Origin of the sequence: Furfurilactobacillus entadae (assembly GCF_045862745.1) — a bacterium.
GTDB classification, from domain to species: Bacteria; Bacillota; Bacilli; order Lactobacillales; family Lactobacillaceae; genus Furfurilactobacillus; species Furfurilactobacillus entadae.
Genome location: NZ_BQXN01000005.1, coordinates 69,849 through 85,915, shown reverse-complemented (window position 1 = coordinate 85,915; position 16,067 = coordinate 69,849). Strand labels below are relative to the sequence as shown.

Below are 16,067 nucleotides of genomic sequence, written 5' to 3'. Positions count from 1 at the left end.
TCACTCACTCCTTTGATTGTTGTGGCGCGTGATTTCCGTTTCGAATCGTAGTTAAAAGGTGTTCGACTTGATCCAGCGCAGCAGTGACAGTTAACCGGTAACGGTGGTGAAGACCATCGCGAGTCGGTTCAACGAGTCCAGCTTGACGCAAGATCTTTAAATGGTGTGACACGGCGGGTTGTGACAGGTTCATCTGTGCGGTGAGTTCTGTCACCGTCAACCCATTTTTTAAATGGGCCCCCAGCAGGATAATTAGCCGTTGCCGGTTTGAATCCGCCAAGGTGTTTAAGAGGTCCAGGTTGGCAATGAACTCGTCCAGTGCCCGCTGTTGGCCAGCCGTTAACTGTGACTCAACCACAAAACCACCGCCTCTCCATTAATATATTTAACTACATGAATATGGTACGGCCGTTGAATCATTTTTGCAACCGTTTACACTTACCTGCCAAATGGGTGCTAGGGGAGAATCATTAACGTTAAACAACTACCGATCCAGAGGGCCGGGAAGAATGGTAGGTGCTGCCTGGAAGCCGTTCTCCAAGCGAATAGCAGAAAGACCCAGCAGGCTAGAAAAATGATTACTAACGTCCGCGTTGTGTCGAACCACAGCCAAAGGATCACCATAAGGTCGAGGTCGCCAGCACCGATCACAGGCCAATACCGACAACATGCTTGTAGAAGTAAATAACCAAGGATAACAAGCATAAGGGGCCACCACGAGCGCTGGGCACAGAGATAGTGTGTCATTGATAGACCAGCTAATTGAGTCAGCCCGCTGGCACTGACAGCTTGGGTGTGGTGGTCTTGAACACTGAGCGCTAATAAACCAAGGCAAAAAAACGCGGTTAGGATGGTTTGCGGCAGTGACTGACGAGTGACGGTCATTGCAAGTGTGCTGCCAGCGAGAATTTCAACGAGTAGGTAGTGTTCACTGATAGGGTGATGACAAAAGTGGCACCGTCCGTGCTGAATAAGCCACCCAATGCAGGGCCACAACTGCCACCAAGTTAGGGGATGATGGCAGTGATCACAGCAAGAACGGGCGACCAGTAAGGGGCGGCTAGTGAGGCAACGCTGCGTGGTGCAAACGATTCCAGACGCAAAGATCGTGCCGTAAATAAAGGTGACAAGCGGGATAAAAGCTGATATCATAAGCGTCATGCTCCCTTTCGTAGGGGTTCCGGTGGTGTTAGTAACGACATACGGTAATAAAGTCGTTTTTAATGAACAAATTTGCTGTTATTTCGCCGCTTTTTCCGCCGGAGCGCTTGACGCCGGTAGGTGAGGATGATATTCTGTTAAAGGTGCTTTTTTGTGAAAGTGTCTGCCATCCATGGCGGCTGGAGCTAAAACAGCAATCATACTGGAAAACAGATTTGGGTTTTCTTTTTTTTAATACCAAAAAAAGAACCGCCTGGATGTGTGGACTTAAACTTAAACCAAAAATTGGAAGGAGGACTTTTAGATGCCAACGATTAACCAACTCGTTCGTAGTGGTCGTAAATCTAAAACGTCAAAATCAGATGCCCCAGCATTAAACTTCGGGTATAACAGCTACAAGAAGGAACAAACTAACAACGCTGCTCCTCAAAAGCGTGGGGTTGCCACTCGTGTCGGAACCATGACACCAAAGAAGCCTAACTCAGCTTTGCGGAAGTACGCCCGTGTTCGTTTGTCTAACTTGATTGAAGTTACGGCTTACATTCCTGGTATCGGTCATAACCTGCAAGAACATAGTGTTGTTCTTATCCGTGGTGGCCGTGTTAAGGATTTACCTGGGGTTCGTTACCACATTATCCGTGGTGCTCTGGATACTGCCGGTGTTACTGACCGGAAACAAAGCCGTTCTAAGTACGGTACTAAGAAGCCTAAGGCTTAATCAAGAAAGGAAGATAAACGATGGCTCGTAAAGGACATATTCCAGCACGTGAAGTGTTGCCAGACCCAATTTATAACTCAAAACTGGTTACCCGTTTAATCAACCGCTTGATGTTAGACGGTAAGCGGGGAACTGCTTCAACGATTTTATACAGTGCCTTTGATCAAATCAAAGAACAAACTGGTAACGAACCGTTAGAAGTATTTGAAGAAGCAATGAACAACATCATGCCTGTAATGGAAGTTAAGGCCCGCCGTGTTGGTGGTTCTAACTACCAAGTGCCAATCGAAGTTCGTCCAGAACGTCGGAGCACATTAGGCTTACGTTGGTTAGTTCAATACTCACGTTTACGTGGGGAACACACCATGACAGAACGTTTAGCACGTGAAATCATGGATGCTGCCAACAACACTGGTGCTTCTGTTAAGAAGCGTGAAGATACGCACCGGATGGCAGAAGCCAACCGTGCCTTCGCACATTACCGTTGGTAAACTAAACTGGCCGAGCACCCCTTGACACCCATCTTGCAATGCGGTGTCATTTTTGGGATTTAGGCAAAACAAGCGAATTAATTTTTAAAGGAGATAACAATGGCTAACAAACGTGAATTTCCACTCGAAAAAACACGTAACATCGGGATCATGGCCCATATCGATGCCGGTAAAACAACGTTAACTGAACGGATTCTTTACTATACTGGTAAGATCCACAAAATTGGTGAAACCCATGATGGTGCTTCACAAATGGACTGGATGGCCCAAGAACAAGAACGTGGGATTACCATTACATCAGCCGCTACAACGGCTGAATGGAACAAGAACCGGATTAACATCATCGATACACCAGGACACGTGGACTTCACAATCGAAGTTGAACGTTCTCTACGTGTGTTGGATGGTGCCATTGCCGTTCTTGACGCCCAAGCTGGTGTTGAACCTCAAACAGAAACTGTTTGGCGTCAAGCATCAACTTACGACGTTCCTCGTATCGTTTTCGTTAACAAGATGGACAAGTTGGGTGCCAACTTCGACTTTTCTGTTGAATCATTAGGCGACCGTTTGGATGCGAACGCACACGCTGTTCAAATGCCAATTGGTGCCGAAGATGACTTCGAAGGGGTTATCGACCTGATCGAAATGAAGGCCGACCTTTACGATGAAGATGCTTTAGGGACTGAATGGGACACTGTTGATATCCCAGAACAGTACGTTGAAGAAGCACAAAAGCGTCGTGACGCATTGGTTGAAGCTGTTGCTGAAGCCGATGAAGCTGTGATGGAAAAGTACTTGAACGGTGAAGAAATCAGCAAGGATGAACTGAAGGCTGGAATTCGTCGCGCAACGTTGACGAATAACTTCTTCCCTGTTCTTGCCGGTTCTGCCTACAAGAACAAGGGTGTTCAGATGTTGATGGATGCCGTTGTTGACTACTTACCATCACCAATCGATGTTAAGCCTTACACGGCCATTGATCCTGAAACTGACGAAGAAGAAGATTTGGTTGCCGGTGATGACAAGGACTTCGCTGCCTTGGCATTTAAGGTTGCCACTGACCCTTACGTTGGTCGGTTAACGTTTATCCGTGTTTACACGGGGACGTTGGAATCAGGTTCTTACGTGCTGAACGCAACAAAGGACAAGCGTGAACGTGCTGGTCGTTTGTTACAAATGCACTCTAACCAACAAAACGAAATTCCTGAAGTCTTCTCTGGTGATATCGCTGCCGTTATCGGTTTGAAGAACACCACAACAGGGGACTCCTTGACTGCCGTTGACCACCCACTGCACCTTGAATCAATGGTCTTCCCTGACCCAGTTATCCAAGTTGCCGTTGAACCTAAGACGAAGGCTGACCAAGACAAGATGAACAACGCCTTGCAAAAGCTTTCTGAAGAAGACCCTTCATTCCGTGCTGAAACGAACCCTGAAACAGGTGAAACGTTGATCTCTGGGATGGGTGAACTTCACTTGGACATCATCGTTGACCGGATGCGTCGTGAATTTAAGGTTGACGCCACTGTTGGTGCACCTCAAGTTGCGTACCGTGAAACGATCACGAAGAGCGTTCAAGTTGAAGGTCGGTTTATCCGTCAGTCCGGTGGTAAAGGTCAATATGGGGATGTTTGGATCGAATTCACACCTAACGAAATGGGTGGGGGTTACGAATTCGAAGATGCCATTGTCGGTGGGGTTGTTCCTCGTGAATACATCCCTTCAGTTGACCAAGGTTTGAAAGAAGCCATGGCTAACGGGATGCTTGCCGGTTACCCAGTTGTTGACGTAAAGGCCAAGCTTTACGATGGTAGTTACCATGATGTCGATTCATCAGAATCTGCATTTAAGATTGCCGCTTCATTGGCATTACGTGAAGCTGCTAAGAAGGCTGCCCCAGTTATCCTTGAACCAATCATGAAGGTCGACATTGTCGCACCTGAAGACAACCTTGGGGATGTTATGGGTCACGTAACCGCTCGTCGTGGAACAATCGATGGGATGGAAGAACGTGGGAACTCACAAGAAGTTCACTCATTCGTACCATTGTCAGAAATGTTTGGCTACGCAACGACACTGCGTTCATCAACGCAAGGTCGTGGCACTTTCACAATGACATTCGACCACTACGCTGCCGTTCCTAAGGCTGTGCAGGAAGAAATCGTTAAGAAAAATGGTGGTAACCACCACGAAGACTAATTTTAATTAGTCGACGATATAAAAACGTGTTGAGAAATTTTCTCAACACGTTTTTTGTTGCTCAAATTTAGAGCTACTTAGTAATTATCCCGGGTGAAAGCACCAGGCACCAAGTTACCGCCCTTACCTACAAGGGTGGCCAGGAGCTTAGCAGTTTCAGCCATGATGTGATCGGCTGTTTCTTGGTTAGCAGCTGTTAGTGCAGTGGTCAAGGTAGTTCCGCTCTGATTGGCCATGACAGCGTCAATTTCGTTAACGCGGTGGTGACCATACCCCAACGTCTTTTCTTGGTAACTTTCGACATCACTGATTAAAGCTTGGAAATGGTCCGCAGTAATTAATGAAATCAACCGGTTAGCCCAGTAGGCGTTGTTACTGTCGAGCACGGCGGTGGTGTCACGGTAGCTTGCCGGGGTATCTGTGACGTTAGTAAAGAATGGCACCAACGTATTGAACGGATTGGCAGCCATGGCAACCCACTGAATGGCAGAGCGTTCAGCTGGAACGTTTGGCCGCAATTGAAGCACGCAAAGTTCTTGGGTCCGGTTAATGCCGATTGGCCGGAACGGGGCCGTTTCCTTTGTGGCACCCACAGCAAACGGATCGTACGGTGTGTCTTGGTAATGTGAACTCAAAACAAACTTGATGTCCTCAATGGTGATTTTACGATCGGCCCGGCAAATAAACGGGAGGTCGTCACTCATTGGTGTTTTATCGGTGACACTGTCAGGACTGAAGTAACGTTGTGCGTACCAAGCCCGCGGCGTGTTATAGTGATGGTCTAACTGTGAGTGGGAACCAAAGATTTCGCGGAAGTTAAAGTGATCACCAAGGTTGAGGTGGTTTTCTTCAGCAAACGTTTCAAGATCGTCGGCAAACATAAAGTTACTTGTGTCGGCAAAGTTGACTTCCTGAATTCCAGTTTGGTTAGGGGCAACGACGTAAGCATCATCGGGCACACGTTGCGCAACCCAGTGATGGCCGCCAGCCGTTTCCATGTACCAAATCTCGTTAAGATCTGAAAAGATAATGCCGTTTGTCTCGTAGGTCCCGTGGTCCTTTAGTAACTGGCCGACCCGTGTTACCCCTTCACGAGCAGAGTGAATGTAGGGGAGGGTGATGGTCAAAAGGTCTTCTTCACCCAAACCATCAGCGACAAGTGGATCAGCGCCGAGCACACGCTCATTAGTCGTAATGGTTTCGGTAGCACTCATGGCAATGTTTTCACTGTTGATCCCGGCTTCACCCCAGATCCCACTATCAGGCACCGCGTTAGGAATGGCGGTGTAGCGAAGGGGATCGTCAGGAAGTGTCAGTGTGAGTTTGCTCAGCTTGGCGTGGTAATCGCGGGGCTGATCATCCGGTTTGACAACAATAAACTTTTTGGGATCGACAGCCGTACCGGCGTCCTCATTACGCGCAATTAAGGTCGAACCGTCATAGCTGGCGTTTTTTCCAACCAGAATGGTCGTACAGGTGCTAAATTCAGATAGTGACATGAACGTAACCTCCAAAATTAGATTAAGTAACTAGTAACGAACCTAACCTCATGGTACCACTAATCAATGCTTGGCGAGTTAACCGTAAAGGAACCCTATATTATAGAAGAAACTAGTCAACAATCGTCGCACCCATGGCGTGTTCAAAGTGGTTCAGTGCCCAGGCGTGCCCGGTAGGATCAAACGATGCAACGGCAGTCCGATGAACGGTTAGGTCGTAATCAAGGTCATAGGCATCAACGGCGGTATGCAGGACACAGATGTCGGTGCAAACGCCGGCTAGATGAAGATCTGTGATCTGTCGTTGACGAAGGTAACTATCTAATCCGGTGTTCGCAAAAGCACTGTACCGATTCTTATCCATAAAGTGAACGTGTGAATCGTTTTGATGGGTCGCATACCAGTCAGCAAGCCGGCCGTAAAGTTCTCGGCCCCGGGTCTTGGCAAGGTTGTGAGGTGGATAGAGCGCGGTTTCTGGATGATACGGATCGTTTGCTTGGTGAAGATCCGTTGGTAAAATCACGGCATCACCATGATCTAAAAAAGAATTTGCAAGGTCAATGATGGGGTGCTCGAGGGCCTGGCCAGCAGAACCAGTCGTTAAGGCCCCGTCTGTTGCAACAAAATCGTTGGTGTAATCAATGATGAGTAACGCACGCATGAGCAAAACCTCCTTGGGTTGATGTGCTTTCATTATATCGGCAATGAGAGAAAAAAACTTCGAAAAACTTTTATTGAAAAAATTAGCCGAATGTCAAAAAGTTACAGATATGTTTCAATGCGGGAAAAGTAAATAAATCCTTGTCATTAAAGGTTTCAGCTGGTATAGTAATTAAGTGCTTGTGCGAGAGAAGGGGTTAAACACCCCTGAAACGCCTGGCAACAAGCGAGCGTTGATGTAAAAGATTGCGACACACCCGGCCGCTTTGCCACGGGGGTGCGTCGGTAACTTTTACGGAGTTAGCCTATTTAATAAAAATAGACGTTAGGAGGGAACAATTATGGCAAGTAAGAAAATTCGGATTCGCTTAAAGGCTTATGAACACCGGATCCTTGATCAGTCAGCTGACAAGATCGTGGAAACGGCAAAACGAACTGGTGCTGAAATCGCAGGACCAATTCCATTGCCTACTGAACGCACACTTTTCACTGTGTTACGTTCACCACATAAGTTTAAGAAGTCACGTGAACAGTTCGAAATTCGGACTCATAAGCGTTTAATCGACATCGTGAACCCAACTGCTAAAACAGTTGATTCATTGACTAAGCTTGAATTGCCAAGTGGTGTTGATATCGAAATCAAGCTTTAATTCTTGGTTTCATCTTGTTCCACGACGAGCGATCGTCGCTAAACTACAAAAATTACATTATATCGGAGGTGTATTCATGACCACTAAAGGAATCTTAGGGAAAAAGGTCGGGATGACGCAGGTCTTCACGGAAAACGGTGAATTAGTTCCCGTTACTGTTATCGACGTTACACCTAACGTAGTGTTGCAAGTTAAGACTGTTGAAAATGACAGTTACAACGCAATCCAGTTAGGTTTCGGCGACAAACGTGAAGCACTGTCTAACAAGCCCGAACAAGGTCATGTAGCAGCAGCAAAAACGGCTCCTAAGCGCTTCGTTCGTGAAATTCGCGATGTTGAGCTTGGAGACATTAAAGTCGGTGACGAGCTTAAAGCAGACGTCTTCGCAGAAGGCGAAGCAGTCGACGTCACGGGAATCACAAAGGGTCATGGGTATCAAGGTAACATCCATAAGGATGGTCAAAGCCGTGGGCCTATGGCGCATGGTTCTCGTTACCACCGTCGCCCAGGTTCATTGGGTGCCGTTATCAACCGTGTTTTCAAGGGCAAATTGCTGCCAGGCCGCATGGGTAACAACAAAGTAACCATGCAAAACCTGAAAGTTGTTCGCGTTGACTTGGAAAACAACGTTCTGTTGATCAAGGGTAACGTTCCTGGTGCCAACAAGTCATTCGTAACAATCAAGAATTCTGTTAAGGCCGGTTTGAAGAAGAACAACCGCCATAGCGAAAAATAGTTTAAGGGAAGGGAGGACAAACAGTTATGACTACCAGCGTTGATTTATTCAAGCAAGATGGTAAGAGTGCCGGAACGGTTGAATTAAACGATGCCGTTTTCGGAATCGAACCAAACAACAATGTCATCACCGATGCCGTATTGATGCAACGCGCTTCATTACGTCAAGGAACTCACGCCGTTAAAAACCGGAGTGCCGTTTCTGGTGGTGGTAGAAAGCCATGGCGCCAAAAGGGTACCGGTCGGGCTCGTCAAGGGTCAATCCGTTCACCACAATGGCGTGGCGGTGGGATCGTCTTCGGACCAACCCCACGTTCATATGCTTACAAGCTGCCTCAAAAGGTTCGCCAATTAGCTATGAAGTCAGTATTATCACAAAAGGTTTTGGACAAAGCCTTAGTTGTTGTTGATGTCTTGGACTTCAAGACACCAAAGACTTCTGAATTTGCCACGGTTTTAAACAACCTGAAAGTTGCTGAAAAGACCCTTGTTGTGGTTGAAGATGACAACGAAAACGCAGCTCTGTCTGCACGTAACTTAGCTAATGTCACTGTATTGACTGCTAAGGGCGTTAACGTTTTAGATGTTGTTAACAACGACAAGATGGTGATTACCCAATCTGCTCTTTCTCAGGTAGAGGAGGTGCTCGCATAATGGAAGCACGTGATGTGATTTTGCGCCCCGTTGTTACTGAGTCATCAATGGCCGACATGGACATGAAGCGTTACACGTTTGATGTTGATACTCGCGCTACCAAGACCCAGATCAAGAGCGCCATCGAAGAAATCTTCGATGTTAAGGTTGTCAAAGTTAACGTTATGAACGTTAAGGGCCACCTTAAGCGCCAAGGACGTTTCAGTGGTTACACAAAGAAACGTCGTAAGGCAATTGTTACTTTGAGTTCAGACTCAAAGGAAATCAAGTTATTTAACGAAGAATAGTCTTCTTCGATCTATGCGCCGATGATGTTATGGCTCCTCACAAGGGACAACCAGTCACGGCACGACAATTTTAGGAGGAAAGCATAGTGGGTATCAAGAGTTATAAACCAACCACTAACGGTCGCCGTAACATGACCGGTTCCGACTTTAGTGAAATCACTAAGACGACTCCAGAAAAGTCCTTATTGGAATCACAAAGTCACCGGGCAGGCCGTAACAACCAAGGTCGCATGACAGTGCGTCACCGTGGTGGTGGTACTAAGCGCGCTTACCGGATTATCGACTTTAAGCGGATTAAAGACGCTTACAAGGCAACGGTTAAGGCAATCGAATACGATCCAAACCGGACTGCTAACATTGCATTATTGGTTTACGAGGATGGAACAAAGTCATACATCTTAGCACCTAAGGGTCTGGAAGTTGGCACTGTTGTTGAATCAGGTCCAGATGCAGATATCAAGGTTGGTAATGCATTGCCATTGACTAACATCCCAGTTGGGACTGTTATCCATAACATTGAATTAAAGCCTGGTAAGGGTGGTCAAATCGCCCGTTCTGCTGGTGCTTCAGCACAATTGTTGGGTAAGGAAGGCAAGTACGCCTTAGTTCGTTTGGCTTCTGGTGAAGTTCGGATGGTTCTGGCTGCAGGCCGTGCAACGGTTGGTGCAGTTGGTAACGAACAACACGAACTGATCAACTTAGGTAAAGCCGGTCGGAAACGTTACTCTGGCCAACGTCCTCACGTTCGTGGTTCTGTAATGAACCCTAACGATCACCCACATGGTGGTGGTGAAGGGAAGGCCCCAGTTGGTCGTCCATCGCCAATGTCACCATGGGGTAAGAAGACTGCTGGTAAGAAGACGCGGAACCACAGTGCTCGTTCAAACAAGCTTATTGTGCGTGACCGTCGGAAGAAGTAATCTTTCTTATTCGATACACATACGACATTTAGTTGTAAAATACTTGAACGCGTTAGCTAATCGCTAACATGAGAGGAGGCCACACGATGGGTCGTAGTCTTAAAAAAGGACCTTTCGCCGATGAACATCTGTTGAAGAAAATCGCTGCTCAAGCGGATTCTGAAAAGAAGACAGTGATCAAGACTTGGTCACGTCGCTCAACGATTTTCCCAAGCTTCATCGGATACACAATCGCTGTTTATGACGGACGGAAGCATGTCCCAGTTTTCATTTCTGATGACATGGTTGGTCATAAGCTCGGCGAATTCGTTCCAACGCGGACATTCCGCGGACACGCCGGTTCTGACAAAGTAACTGGTAAATAATTAGGAGGACTGAACAATGGCTGAACAAGTTACATCTGCAAAAGCAACTGCAAAGACTGTTCGCGTCGCTGCTCGTAAGGTTCGCCTAGTTGTTGACCTTATTCGCGGCAAGAGCGTTAACGAAGCATTTGCCATTTTAAAATTCACGCCACGCGGCGCTGCCGAAGACGTAGAAAAAGTATTGAAGTCCGCTGTAGCCAACGCTGAAAACAACTTCGACTTAGATCGCGCTGATCTGGTCGTTTCTGAAGCGTTCGCAAATGAAGGACCAACCCTTAAGCGGTTCCGTCCTCGGGCTAAGGGTTCCGCATCACCAATCAACAAGCGGACTAGCCACATTACAGTAGTCGTATCTGAAAAGTAGGAGGAAACGAGCGTGGGTCAAAAAGTAAATCCAAACGGATTCCGTGTCGGTGTTATCCGCGACTGGGAAGCCAAGTGGTATGCTGATAAAGATTACTCAACTTGGTTAATCGAAGACGTGAAGATCCGTAAGTTTATCGATCAAAGACTTGCCGACGCATCTGTTTCAACCGTTGAAATCGAACGGGCTGCTGGCCGTGTGGTATTATCAATTCACACTGCTAAGCCTGGGATGGTCATCGGTAAGGGTGGGTCAGAAGTTGAAAAGCTCCGGAAGGAACTGAACAACTTAACTGGCAAGCAAGTACACATTAACATTATTGAAATCAAGAAGCCTGACTTGGATGCTCACTTAGTAGGGGATTCAATTGCCAAGCAATTAGAGCAACGTGTTGCTTTCCGTCGCGCTATGCGTGGTGCTATCCAACGCTCAATGCGTTCTGGTGCACACGGAATCAAAGCAATGGTATCTGGCCGTTTAAACGGTGCTGATATCGCCCGTAAGGAACGTTACTCAGAAGGAACTGTTCCATTGCACACTCTGCGTGCAGACATTGACTATTCTTGGGACGAAGCACGGACGACCTACGGAATGCTGGGTGTTAAAACCTGGATCTACCGTGGTGAAGTTCTTCCCGCCAAGAAGTCAGCAAATACTCAACGAGGAGGGAAATAAACATGCTGGTACCTAAACGTGTAAAGCACCGTCGGGAATTCCGCGGTCACATGCGTGGTGAAGCCAAGGGTGGTAAGTCAGTCGCTTTCGGCGAATTTGGTTTACAAGCTACAACTTCATCATGGATTTCTAACCGCCAGATTGAAGCGGCTCGTATTGCGATGAACCGTTACATGAAGCGTGGTGGTAAAGTTTGGATCAAGATTTTCCCTCATAAGTCCTACACCTCTAAAGGTGTCGGTGTTCGTATGGGTAACGGGAAAGGGACACCAGAAGGTTGGGTATCCCCAGTTAAGCGCGGCAAGGTAATGTTTGAAGTCGGTGGCGTTTCTGAAGAAGTCGCTCGCGAAGCATTGCGTCTTGCTAGTCACAAACTTCCCGTTAAGACGAAAATCGTAACACGTGAAGAAGTAGGTGGCGAATAATTATGAAAATGACTGATGTTAACAAATTAACCACTGCTGAAATGCTTGAAAAAGAAAAGGGCTACAAGGACGAATTGTTCAACCTGCGTTTCCAATTGGCAACTGGCCAATTAGAAAACACAGCTCGGTTGAAGCAAGTTCGTAAGAACATTGCCCGGTTGAAGACGGCTCTCCGTCAACAAGAATTAAGCCAAAGCAAGTAATTATTATACGAAAGGAGAACTTAACCTATGACTGAACGTAACGCACGTAAGGTTTACCAAGGCCACGTGGTTTCAGATAAAAACGATCAAACGATTATCGTTGCCGTTGATACCTACAAAAACCACCCTGTTTATGGTAAGCGGGTTAAATACACCAAGAAATTTGTTGCGCAAGATGACAACAACGAAGCCAAGACTGGCGATGTCGTACGGATTATGGAAACGCGGCCTTTATCTAAGACTAAGCACTTCCGCCTGTTGAATGTCGTTGAAAAGGCTGTTGTCCTGTAATGACCAATTAATTTCTACGTATTCTAATTAGTTGCGGAAGGAGGATATAACCGTGATTCAACAAGAAAGTCGTTTAAAAGTTGCTGATAACTCAGGTGCCCGTGAAATCTTAACTATCAAGATCTTAGGTGGCTCAACTCGTAAGTCAGCCAACATCGGTGACATCATCGTTGCTACTGTTAAACAAGCAACACCAGGTGGCGTTGTAAAAAAGGGTGACGTTGTTAAGGCCGTTATTGTCCGGACTGTATCAGGTATGCACCGTACTGATGGTTCATACATTAAGTTTGATGACAACGCAGCTGTTATCATTTCTGATGACAAGAGCCCTCGTGGCACGCGTATCTTTGGACCAGTTGCTCGTGAACTGCGTGAAGGTAACTACATGCGGATCGTTTCATTAGCACCTGAAGTACTGTAATCAATTAATCAAGCTGAATGCATATATTGAACAGGAGGTGCACAGCAGAATGTTCTTAAAGACTGGAGACCAAGTTCGCGTTATCGCCGGTAAGGACAAGGGTAAGGAAGGCACGATCAAGCAAACCTTAGCTAAGTCAGACCGCGTTGTCGTGGAAGGCATCAACATGGTGAAGAAGCACCAGAAGCCAAACAACGAATTCCCACAAGGTGGCGTCGTTGATGTTGAAGCACCAATCCACGTTTCTAACGTGATGTTAATCGACCCATCAACTAAGGAACCAACTCGTGTTGGCTTCAAAGTTGAAGACGGGAAAAAAGTTCGCGTTGCCAAGAAATCTGGCAAGACGATCGCTTAATTATTAGGGAAAGGAGGACTATCTTAGAATGACTAACCGTTTGAAAGAACGATACGAAAAGGAAATTAAACCTTCCTTGATTGAAAAATTCAACTACAGTTCAAGCATGCAAGCCCCACACATCGACAAGATCGTGTTGAACATGGGGGTTGGTGATGCAACCACTAACTCAAAGAACTTAGACGAAGCTGTTGAAGAACTTGGTTTGATCGCTGGTCAAAAGCCACTGATCACTAAGGCCAAGAAGTCAATTGCCGGCTTCCGTCTTCGTGAAGGCATGTCCATTGGTGCCAAGGTTACCTTGCGCGGTGAACGGATGTATGACTTTTTAGACAAGTTGATCAATGTGTCATTACCACGTGTTCGTGACTTCCATGGTGTTTCTAACCGTTCATTTGACGGTCGCGGAAACTACACATTGGGTGTTCGTGAACAACTGATCTTCCCTGAAATCAATTACGACAACGTTAAGCGGGTTCGTGGTTTAGATATCGTTATCGTAACCACTGCCAACACTGATGAAGAATCCCGTGAGCTTTTAGCTCAAATCGGGATGCCATTTACTAAGTAATAGGAGGTTCCACAAACATGGCTAAGAAATCTATGGTTGTTAAAAGCCAACGCCCAGCTAAGTTCTCGACGCAAGCTTACACGCGTTGTGAACGTTGTGGACGTCCGCACTCAGTTTACCGTAAATTCCACCTTTGCCGTCTTTGCATGCGGGATTTAGCCCACAAGGGTCAAATCCCTGGCATGAAGAAGGCAAGTTGGTAGGCTTCGGTCTTTACTGAGGAAATTCGATTTGGATTCCTTTCAAGTCGTTTCATTATTTTTATCTCGATACTAAAAGGAGGCAAATATCGATGTCTATGACTGACCCGATTGCAGACTTCTTAACTCGGATTCGTAACGCGAACATGGTTCGCCACGATTCAGTTGAAGTGCCTGCATCAAAGATTAAACGCGACATGGCAGAAATCTTGAAAAACGAAGGTTTCATTCGCGATGTTGAATACATTGACGACGACAAGCAAGGCATTATCCGCGTATTCTTGAAGTACGGTAAAGATGGCGAACGCGTCATCTCCGGCTTGAAGCGGATTTCAAAGCCTGGTTTACGTTCATACGTGAAGGCTGATTCAGTTCCTAAGGTTCTGAACGGTTTGGGGATTGCAATCATCTCCACGTCTGAAGGTGTGATCACCGATAAAGATGCACGTCAAAAAGACGTCGGCGGCGAAGTGCTCGCTTACGTTTGGTAATCATTTTAATTCGATCGGAGGTGTAAATCGTGAGTCGTATTGGTTTTAAGATTGTGACTCTTCCCGCAGGGGTTGAAGTTTCACAAAACGGAAACGATGTGACGGTCAAGGGCCCTAAGGGTGAATTAACCCGGACGTTCTCTGACTTGATCACTATGAGCGTTGATGGCACAGAAGTTTCATTTACTCGTGTCAACGACAACAACAAGACAAAGGCTATTCACGGAACTACTCGTGCTAACTTCGCCAACATGGTTGAAGGTGTTACTGACGGTTTCAAGAAGACGCTTAAGTTAATCGGGGTTGGGTACCGTGCACAAATGCAGGGCACTAAGCTGATCATGAGTGTTGGTTACTCAAACCCTGTTGAATTCGACGGCCGTGAAGGCGTTACTGTTGAAGTTCCTGACAACGCAACTGTTGTTTTATCAGGGATCTCAAAGCAACAAGTTGGTGACTACGCTGCGGAAATCCGTGGTATCCGTCCACCAGAGCCTTACAAGGGCAAAGGGATTCGCTATGAAGGCGAATACGTACGTCGTAAGGAAGGTAAAACTGGTAAGTAGTCTTTTGACTACACCGGTTGACTTCTGCTACTGGTTGCGGTGGTTAACACCGCAAATAAAATATGAGGTGAATTGTTGTGATTTCTAAACCAGATAAGAATAAAACACGTCAACGTCGTCATGCACGCGTTCGTGGCAAGATTTCTGGTACTGCGCAACGCCCACGCTTGAACGTTTACCGTTCTAATTCAAACATCTACGCTCAAGTAATTGATGACGTAGCGGGTGTGACGTTGGCAAGTGCCTCAACATTAGATAAAGATGTTAAGGGAACCACGAAGACGGAAAAAGCTGCTTCCGTTGGTGAAATGGTTGCCAAACGCGCTGCTGAAAAGAAGATTACTGATGTTATCTTCGATCGTGGCGGGTACTTATATCATGGACGTGTGGAAGCTTTGGCTGAAGCCGCTCGTGAAAACGGACTTAAATTCTAGAGAAGGAGGAATAACCAAATGGCTTTTATCGACCCAAGTAAGTTAGATTTAGAAGATAACGTCGTTTCAATCAACCGGATCACTAAGGTTGTTAAGGGTGGACGTCGTCTTCGTTTCGCTGCCTTAGTTGTTGTTGGTGACCACAATGGTCACGTTGGTTTTGGTACTGGTAAAGCTCAAGAAGTTCCAGAAGCTATCCGTAAGGCTGTTGAAGCTGCGCACAAGAACTTAATCAAAGTTCCTACTGTTGGTTCAACATTACCTCATGAAGTTTTGGGAATCTACTCAGGCTCAAAGGTTATGCTGAAGCCAGCCGTTGAAGGTTCTGGGGTTGCTGCTGGTGGTGCTGTTCGTGCTGTCATGGAACTCGCCGGAATCGCTGACGTTACTAGTAAGTCTCTTGGTGAAAGCACACCAATCAACGTTGTGCGTGCCACCTTTGAAGGACTTAAGGACTTGAAGCGTGCTGAAGATGTTGCTGCATTACGTGGCGTTTCAGTAGAACACTTAGCTGAATAGGAGGACGAAACTCATGGCTAATCAAGTAAAGATTACTTTAGTGAAAAGTGCCGTTCACCAGAAGCCAAAGGTTCGCAACGTTGCGTACAGCTTGGGCTTAGGTCGGATCAACAGTTCTGTTGTTCGTCCTAACAACGAAGCAACTCGCGGCGCAATCATGAAGATCGCGCACTTAGTAACAGTTGAAGAAGTTAAGTAACACAATTTCTT

Annotated in this window: 27 protein-coding genes; 23 read left to right on the top strand and 4 right to left on the bottom strand. The window is 46.5% G+C overall.

The window, feature by feature from the left end; all coding sequences use genetic code 11:
• Positions 1–4: 4 nt before the first annotated feature.
• Complete coding sequence (locus tag ACKTR5_RS03760; RefSeq protein ID WP_407879308.1) at positions 5–358, bottom strand: ArsR/SmtB family transcription factor; 354 nt, start codon at positions 356–358, stop codon at positions 5–7.
• 98 nt (positions 359–456) lie between these two features.
• Positions 457–1,152, bottom strand: a complete 696-nt coding sequence (locus tag ACKTR5_RS03755; protein WP_407879306.1) for a prepilin peptidase — start codon at positions 1,150–1,152, stop codon at positions 457–459.
• A gap of 313 nt (positions 1,153–1,465) precedes the next feature.
• On the opposite strand from ACKTR5_RS03755, the gene rpsL reads away from it, so the two are divergent.
• The 3 genes from rpsL (at position 1,466) to fusA (ending at position 4,569) form a co-directional block, all read left to right on the top strand.
• Positions 1,466–1,879, top strand: coding sequence for a 30S ribosomal protein S12 (gene rpsL / locus ACKTR5_RS03750; RefSeq protein ID WP_017262644.1), 414 nt, complete (start codon positions 1,466–1,468; stop codon positions 1,877–1,879).
• 20 nt (positions 1,880–1,899) lie between these two features.
• Entirely contained in the window at positions 1,900–2,370 is a 471-nt protein-coding gene (rpsG, locus tag ACKTR5_RS03745) for a 30S ribosomal protein S7 (RefSeq protein ID WP_407879303.1), read from the top strand.
• A gap of 99 nt (positions 2,371–2,469) precedes the next feature.
• A complete protein-coding gene (gene fusA, locus ACKTR5_RS03740; RefSeq protein ID WP_407879301.1) occupies positions 2,470–4,569 on the top strand; it encodes an elongation factor G in 2,100 nt (699 codons plus the stop codon).
• 77 nt (positions 4,570–4,646) lie between these two features.
• Here fusA and ACKTR5_RS03735 read toward each other — a convergent pair whose 3' ends face one another.
• Positions 4,647–6,068 (bottom strand): C69 family dipeptidase, encoded by a 1,422-nt coding sequence (locus tag ACKTR5_RS03735; RefSeq protein WP_407879299.1) that lies wholly within the window; start codon positions 6,066–6,068, stop codon positions 4,647–4,649.
• A 112-nt stretch (positions 6,069–6,180) separates the two neighbouring features.
• Positions 6,181–6,729, bottom strand: a complete 549-nt coding sequence (locus ACKTR5_RS03730) for a cysteine hydrolase family protein (RefSeq protein ID WP_407879297.1) — start codon at positions 6,727–6,729, stop codon at positions 6,181–6,183.
• Positions 6,730–7,069: 340 nt separating this feature from the next.
• Here ACKTR5_RS03730 and rpsJ point away from each other — a divergent pair, with 340 nt between their 5' ends.
• The 20 genes from rpsJ (at position 7,070) to rpmD (ending at position 16,056) form a co-directional block, all read left to right on the top strand.
• A complete protein-coding gene (gene rpsJ / locus ACKTR5_RS03725; RefSeq protein WP_407879295.1) occupies positions 7,070–7,378 on the top strand; it encodes a 30S ribosomal protein S10 in 309 nt (102 codons plus the stop codon).
• 76 nt (positions 7,379–7,454) lie between these two features.
• Positions 7,455–8,114, top strand: coding sequence for a 50S ribosomal protein L3 (rplC, locus tag ACKTR5_RS03720; protein WP_407879293.1), 660 nt, complete (start codon positions 7,455–7,457; stop codon positions 8,112–8,114).
• A gap of 26 nt (positions 8,115–8,140) precedes the next feature.
• A complete protein-coding gene (gene rplD / locus ACKTR5_RS03715) occupies positions 8,141–8,767 on the top strand; it encodes a 50S ribosomal protein L4 (RefSeq protein ID WP_407879292.1) in 627 nt (208 codons plus the stop codon).
• Positions 8,767–9,054, top strand: coding sequence for a 50S ribosomal protein L23 (gene rplW / locus ACKTR5_RS03710; protein ID WP_407879290.1), 288 nt, complete (start codon positions 8,767–8,769; stop codon positions 9,052–9,054). Before rplD ends, rplW begins: the two co-directional genes overlap by 1 nt.
• An 86-nt stretch (positions 9,055–9,140) precedes the next feature.
• Entirely contained in the window at positions 9,141–9,974 is an 834-nt protein-coding gene (gene rplB, locus ACKTR5_RS03705; RefSeq protein ID WP_407879288.1) for a 50S ribosomal protein L2, read from the top strand.
• Between the two features lie 86 nt (positions 9,975–10,060).
• Positions 10,061–10,339 carry a 30S ribosomal protein S19 gene (rpsS, locus tag ACKTR5_RS03700; protein WP_407879286.1) on the top strand — a complete coding sequence of 93 codons (279 nt, stop codon included), beginning with the start codon at positions 10,061–10,063 and terminating at the stop codon, positions 10,337–10,339.
• A gap of 16 nt (positions 10,340–10,355) precedes the next feature.
• Complete coding sequence (rplV, locus tag ACKTR5_RS03695; RefSeq protein ID WP_017262655.1) at positions 10,356–10,703, top strand: 50S ribosomal protein L22; 348 nt, start codon at positions 10,356–10,358, stop codon at positions 10,701–10,703.
• A gap of 12 nt (positions 10,704–10,715) precedes the next feature.
• On the top strand, positions 10,716–11,378 hold the full coding sequence (gene rpsC / locus ACKTR5_RS03690) for a 30S ribosomal protein S3 (RefSeq protein ID WP_407879284.1): 663 nt from the start codon (positions 10,716–10,718) through the stop codon (positions 11,376–11,378).
• Between the two features lie 2 nt (positions 11,379–11,380).
• Complete coding sequence (rplP, locus tag ACKTR5_RS03685; RefSeq protein ID WP_407879282.1) at positions 11,381–11,803, top strand: 50S ribosomal protein L16; 423 nt, start codon at positions 11,381–11,383, stop codon at positions 11,801–11,803.
• A gap of 2 nt (positions 11,804–11,805) precedes the next feature.
• Entirely contained in the window at positions 11,806–12,006 is a 201-nt protein-coding gene (gene rpmC, locus ACKTR5_RS03680) for a 50S ribosomal protein L29 (RefSeq protein ID WP_057810414.1), read from the top strand.
• Positions 12,007–12,033: 27 nt separating this feature from the next.
• The gene (rpsQ, locus tag ACKTR5_RS03675) at positions 12,034–12,297 is read left to right on the top strand and encodes a 30S ribosomal protein S17 (RefSeq protein WP_407879280.1); all 264 of its coding nucleotides are present in this window, start codon (positions 12,034–12,036) and stop codon (positions 12,295–12,297) included.
• 52 nt (positions 12,298–12,349) lie between these two features.
• Positions 12,350–12,718: a 50S ribosomal protein L14 gene (rplN, locus tag ACKTR5_RS03670; RefSeq protein ID WP_407879278.1), complete on the top strand. Its 369-nt coding sequence runs from the start codon at positions 12,350–12,352 to the stop codon at positions 12,716–12,718.
• Positions 12,719–12,767: 49 nt separating this feature from the next.
• Positions 12,768–13,076, top strand: a complete 309-nt coding sequence (gene rplX / locus ACKTR5_RS03665; protein ID WP_407879276.1) for a 50S ribosomal protein L24 — start codon at positions 12,768–12,770, stop codon at positions 13,074–13,076.
• A 28-nt stretch (positions 13,077–13,104) separates the two neighbouring features.
• Positions 13,105–13,647 carry a 50S ribosomal protein L5 gene (gene rplE / locus ACKTR5_RS03660; RefSeq protein WP_407879274.1) on the top strand — a complete coding sequence of 181 codons (543 nt, stop codon included), beginning with the start codon at positions 13,105–13,107 and terminating at the stop codon, positions 13,645–13,647.
• Positions 13,648–13,664: 17 nt separating this feature from the next.
• Positions 13,665–13,850: a type Z 30S ribosomal protein S14 gene (locus ACKTR5_RS03655; RefSeq protein ID WP_407879272.1), complete on the top strand. Its 186-nt coding sequence runs from the start codon at positions 13,665–13,667 to the stop codon at positions 13,848–13,850.
• Positions 13,851–13,939: 89 nt separating this feature from the next.
• Entirely contained in the window at positions 13,940–14,338 is a 399-nt protein-coding gene (rpsH, locus tag ACKTR5_RS03650) for a 30S ribosomal protein S8 (protein ID WP_407879270.1), read from the top strand.
• Positions 14,339–14,367: 29 nt separating this feature from the next.
• Complete coding sequence (gene rplF, locus ACKTR5_RS03645) at positions 14,368–14,904, top strand: 50S ribosomal protein L6 (RefSeq protein WP_407879268.1); 537 nt, start codon at positions 14,368–14,370, stop codon at positions 14,902–14,904.
• Between the two features lie 77 nt (positions 14,905–14,981).
• Positions 14,982–15,338 carry a 50S ribosomal protein L18 gene (gene rplR / locus ACKTR5_RS03640; protein WP_407879267.1) on the top strand — a complete coding sequence of 119 codons (357 nt, stop codon included), beginning with the start codon at positions 14,982–14,984 and terminating at the stop codon, positions 15,336–15,338.
• Between the two features lie 18 nt (positions 15,339–15,356).
• Positions 15,357–15,857 carry a 30S ribosomal protein S5 gene (gene rpsE / locus ACKTR5_RS03635; protein WP_407879265.1) on the top strand — a complete coding sequence of 167 codons (501 nt, stop codon included), beginning with the start codon at positions 15,357–15,359 and terminating at the stop codon, positions 15,855–15,857.
• Positions 15,858–15,870: 13 nt separating this feature from the next.
• Positions 15,871–16,056 (top strand): 50S ribosomal protein L30, encoded by a 186-nt coding sequence (rpmD, locus tag ACKTR5_RS03630; RefSeq protein WP_407879263.1) that lies wholly within the window; start codon positions 15,871–15,873, stop codon positions 16,054–16,056.
• The last annotated feature ends 11 nt before the right edge of the window (positions 16,057–16,067 follow it).